The 4282-nt window shown below is 71.7% G+C and carries 3 protein-coding genes; 1 reads left to right on the top strand and 2 read right to left on the bottom strand.

The window, feature by feature from the left end; genetic code table 11:
* Window positions 1–309: 309 nt before the first annotated feature.
* Entirely contained in the window at window positions 310–861 is a 552-nt protein-coding gene (locus tag KN815_RS47115) for a MarR family winged helix-turn-helix transcriptional regulator (protein WP_216347911.1), read from the bottom strand.
* Between the two features lie 160 nt (window positions 862–1021).
* Between KN815_RS47115 and KN815_RS47110 the strand changes: the two genes are divergently transcribed.
* Window positions 1022–2335, top strand: a complete 1314-nt coding sequence (locus KN815_RS47110; protein WP_216347912.1) for an MFS transporter — start codon at window positions 1022–1024, stop codon at window positions 2333–2335.
* 129 nt (window positions 2336–2464) lie between these two features.
* Here KN815_RS47110 and KN815_RS47105 read toward each other — a convergent pair whose 3' ends face one another.
* The gene (locus tag KN815_RS47105; protein WP_253209693.1) at window positions 2465–4240 is read right to left on the bottom strand and encodes an ATP-binding SpoIIE family protein phosphatase; all 1776 of its coding nucleotides are present in this window, start codon (window positions 4238–4240) and stop codon (window positions 2465–2467) included.
* Window positions 4241–4282: the final 42 nt, after the last annotated feature.

Below are 4282 nucleotides of genomic sequence, written 5' to 3'. Positions count from 1 at the left end.
CCAACCTTACCAGATCCGTTTTCCGTTCCGTTTCCGGTCCGAATTCCGTTTCCGGCCCCCTGCTGGAGCGGGGTCTTTCGCGCCTTCCGGCGTGATCACTACTTTAGCGGATTCCCCCGGAAGCTCATAATCGAGCTTCCCGATCCGAATTCCGGCATGCCGAAATCCATCCCGATGAGGGGCCGTGCAGAAGTGGTTTGCCGCCGGTGCGGCTGGAGTGCCGACCAGAGAACCGTTACGGCTCCGTGGCAGCTCGGAGAACATTACGGATCGCCCGGACCCGTGTCAACACGGCCTGGGCCGAATGGCTCAGTCGAGGTTGCTCAGGCGCCCCTCGGCGTCGGGCTGGGCCTCTTCCACCCGGCGCAGCACGCGGGTGAGCATCGCGCCGAGGGCTCCACGCTCCTCGCTGGAGAGGTCCTGGAGCAGGTCCGCCTCGAAGATCGTGGCCTGGCGCATCGCCTCCATCCACTTCTCCCGGCCGTCGGGCGTCAGCTCGACGATGACGCGGACCCGGTTGTCGGCATCACGCTCACGGGTGACCAGACCTTCGTTGACCATGCGGTCGATGCGGTGGGTCATCGCGGCGGGGGTGAGGCCCAGCCGCTTGGCCAGGTCTCCGGGGCCCAGGCGGTAGGGAGCCCCGGACAGGACGAGCGCCTTGAGGACCTCCCACTCGGAGTTGCTGATCCCCAGCCTGGCCGACTGCCGCCCGTATGCGACATGCATGCGCCGGGTGAGCCGGCTGAGCGCGCTGACGACCTGCTCCACCTGGGGGTCCAGGTCCTGGAACTCGCGCTGATAGGCCGCGATCTGCTCCTCGAGGCTCAGCAGGTCGTCCGCATCGGGGGTCTCCGCCATGGTCAACAGCATGACACGAAAGTCATTGGCGCTGAAGTCCTTCAGTCTGTACTCTTAAGCATTGAAGTTTAGGTTCGAAGTCTTCAGATATCGATCCTCCGGGCTGACCCGCAGGTCAGGCCGGTTCTCTTATGACCCTTCTCGACCTAGGTAGGTGAGTGTGACCACCGCGATGGGCGCAGCGCTGCGCCGTATCCAACTGGGCAACGCGCTGAGCGCGTTCGGCAACGGCTTCACGGTCCCGTTCCTCTTCGTCTATGTGGCGCAGGTGCGGGACCTCGGTTCGAACACGGCGGGCGTGGTGCTCGCGACGTTCGCCGTGGCCGCGCTTGCCGTGCTGCCCTTCATCGGTCGGGTGATCGACCGGCGAGGGCCGCTGTCCGTTGTCGTCGCGGGCGCGGTCGCCGCCGCTGCCGGATCGATGGGGCTCGGGCTGGCGGCGAGCGAGCCGCTGGTCATCGCCGCGGCCGGAGTGCTGGGCGCGGGCATCGCGGCCATACAGCCCGCGCTGGCCACGCTGATCGTCTGGTGCTCCACGCCGCAGACCCGGTCGCGGGCCTTCGCCACCCAGTTCTTCCTCGGCAATCTCGGCCTCGGTGTCGGCGGGCTGCTCGGCGGGCTGCTCGTGGACACCTCCGCGGCCTCGAGTTTTGTGCGGCTCTTCGCGATCGACGCGGTGATGTTCCTGGTGCTCGGCGCCGCGGTGGCGACCGTAAGGCTGGCGAAGACACCGGTGTTCGACGACCCGGTGCCGACCGCCGATGAGCACCTCGGCGGCACCGGCGGCGGCTGGCGTTCGCTGCTCGGCGACCGGGCCATGGTGCAGCTCTGTGTGCTGGGCTTCGTGATGTTCTTCGCCTGCTACGGCCAGTTCGAGTCCGGGCTGTCGGCGTTCGCGGTGGATGTCGCCCGGATATCGCCGTCGATGCTGGGCGTCGCCCTGGCGGCGAACACGGCGGCGATCGTGCTGGCGCAGTTCGTCGTACTCAAGCTGGTCGAGCGGCGGCGGCGCAGCCGGGTGATCGCGCTGGTCGGGCTGGTCTGGACGGTGGCGTGGTGCGTCGCCGGGGCCGCCGGGCTGGTGCCCGGGAGCCAGGCCGTCGGCATCACCGCGATCGTGTCGGCGTACGCGCTGTTCGGGCTCGGTGAGGCGATGCTGTCGCCGACCGTCGCGCCGCTGGTCGCCGATCTGGCGCCGGCGTCGGCACTCGGTCAGTACAACTCGGCGTTTGCGCTGGTCAAGCAGCTTGCCCTGGCGGTGGGCCCGGCGGTCGGCGGGCTGATGGCCGGTGCCGGGCTGTATGGGACGTACATCGTGACGCTGATCGTCTGCTCGCTCGGCATCACCGCGCTCGCGCTGAGGCTCGGCAAGTGGCTCACGGCCGAGCAGGACAATCCGCTGCGGGCGGTCGCCGGTGCCGCGGTGCCCGCGCCGCGGGCGGCCGCCTCGGACGAGGTGACCACCGCGGCCTGAGCCATCCGGCCATTCCGCCATCGCCCTGGCGCGGCGAAGGAGCCCGTCGGCTCCGCCGCGCCAGGGCGAGGTGTTTGTTCGGGGTCCTGCCTTGTCCTTCTCGGGCCCAGCGCTCCCGGGCCCGTGGAGCTAGCCCGCCGGCAGGGCGAATTCGCACCACACCGCTTTGCCGCCGCCCGGTGTACGGCGTGAGCCCCAGGAGGAGGCGATGGTCGCGACGATCGAGATGCCGCGCCCGGCCTCGTCCACCGGTTCGGCCCGGCGGCGGCGCGGCAGATGCTCATCGCCGTCCGTCACCTCGATGATCAGGCGGCGGTCGGTGCGGCGCAGCCGCAGCCGCATGGGCGGTGTGCCGTGCTGGAGGGAGTTGGCGACGAGTTCGCTGGCGGCGAGCACCCCCAGATCGCGCAGCTCCATGGGGAAGCGCCAACTGGCGAGGACCCCGGAGGCGAAGGCCCGGGCGCGCGGTGCGGCTTCCACCCCGCCGAGGAGCTCCAGCGCGGCGTTGTGGAAGAGCTCGGCGTCATGCCCGGTACGGGCGGGGTGCTGGAGGACCAGCACCGCCACGTCGTCGTCGTGCTCCGCGGTGATGCCCAGGGCCCTGATGAGGCGGTCGCACATCACCTGGGGCGAGCCGGTCGCGCCCACGAAGACGCGCTCGAGCGCGGCAACACCGTCGTAGATGTCCTTGTCCCGCCGCTCCACCAGGCCGTCGGTGTAGAGGACCGCGCTGGCGCCGGGGCCGAGCGGGACGGAGCCGGTGGTGTGCAGCCAGCCGCCGGTGCCGAGCGGGGGCCCGGTGGGCTCGGAGGCGCGGCGCACGGTGCCGTCCGGGTCGCGGACCAGGATCGGCAGATGGCCCGCGGAGGCGTAGACGAGGCGGTTCTCGTTGGGGTCGTGGACGGCGTAGACGCAGGTGGCGATCTGGTGGGGGTCGATCTCGGCGGCCAGGCCGTCGAGAAGCTGTAGGACCTCGTGCGGCGGGAGGTCGAGCCGGGCGTACGCCCGGACGGCGGTGCGCAACTGGCCCATGACGGCGGCGGCCCGCACACCGCGGCCCATGACGTCGCCGATGACGAGGGCGGTGCGGCCGGCGCCCAGGGTGATGACGTCGTACCAGTCGCCGCCCACCGCCGCGTCCGTGCCACCGGGCTGATAGGTGGCGGCGACCCGCAGATCGTCGGGCTGCTCCAGCTCCTGAGGGAGGAGGCTGCGCTGGAGGGTGACGGCGGCCTCGCGCTGGAGGCGCTCGCCGGCGCGCAGCCGCTCCGCGGATTCGACCTGGTCGGTGACGTCGGCGCCGAAGACGAGCACGCCGCGGACCGGCTCGGTGACCGTGCCGGTGGCGACGGCCTCAGTGGCGACCGCTTCCGGCATGACGCCCTTACGGAGGACGGCTTCCCGGATCGAGCCGTCCAGCGGCGATCCATCCACCGGAGATCCGTCCACGGCCCCCTCCCCCGCCCGCTCGTCCGCCGGTTGCGCGGGGGCGACGACCCTGGGCGCGGCCATCTCGATCGGGGAGCAGGTGAAGGTGTAGTAGCCGTGGCGCGCTCGGCCGGGGCCGGGGGCCGCGTCCGCCTGTCGCGGCCCGGGCGTGGTCGCCGGGCCGGCCGCGGGCACGCGGCGGGACTTGACCGTACGGGGCTTGCCGCTGCGCAGGACCTGGTCCATGAGCGGCAGCAGCCCCAGCTCCGTCAGCTCGGGCAGGGCCAGGCGGGCGGGCGTGCCGGGGGCCCGGGAGCCGAAGAGCTCGACATAGGTGTCGTTGAGATAGGCGATGCGGTGCTCGGGGCCGTAGACCACCGCGACCAGTGCCGGCACCTGGCCGAGGAGGTCATGGGCGGACAGCCCGTCGAGGGTGGGGACGGCGTCGGGCGGCGCGGCGCCGGAAGGGGCGGCCACGGGAGGCTCGCCACGCCCGGAGGGGTCGGCGCGCTCGCCCCG

It is taken from the genome of Streptomyces niphimycinicus, from assembly GCF_018883605.1.
Lineage (GTDB): Bacteria > Actinomycetota > Actinomycetes > Streptomycetales > Streptomycetaceae > Streptomyces > Streptomyces niphimycinicus.
This window is presented reverse-complemented; position numbering and strand designations above follow the sequence as displayed.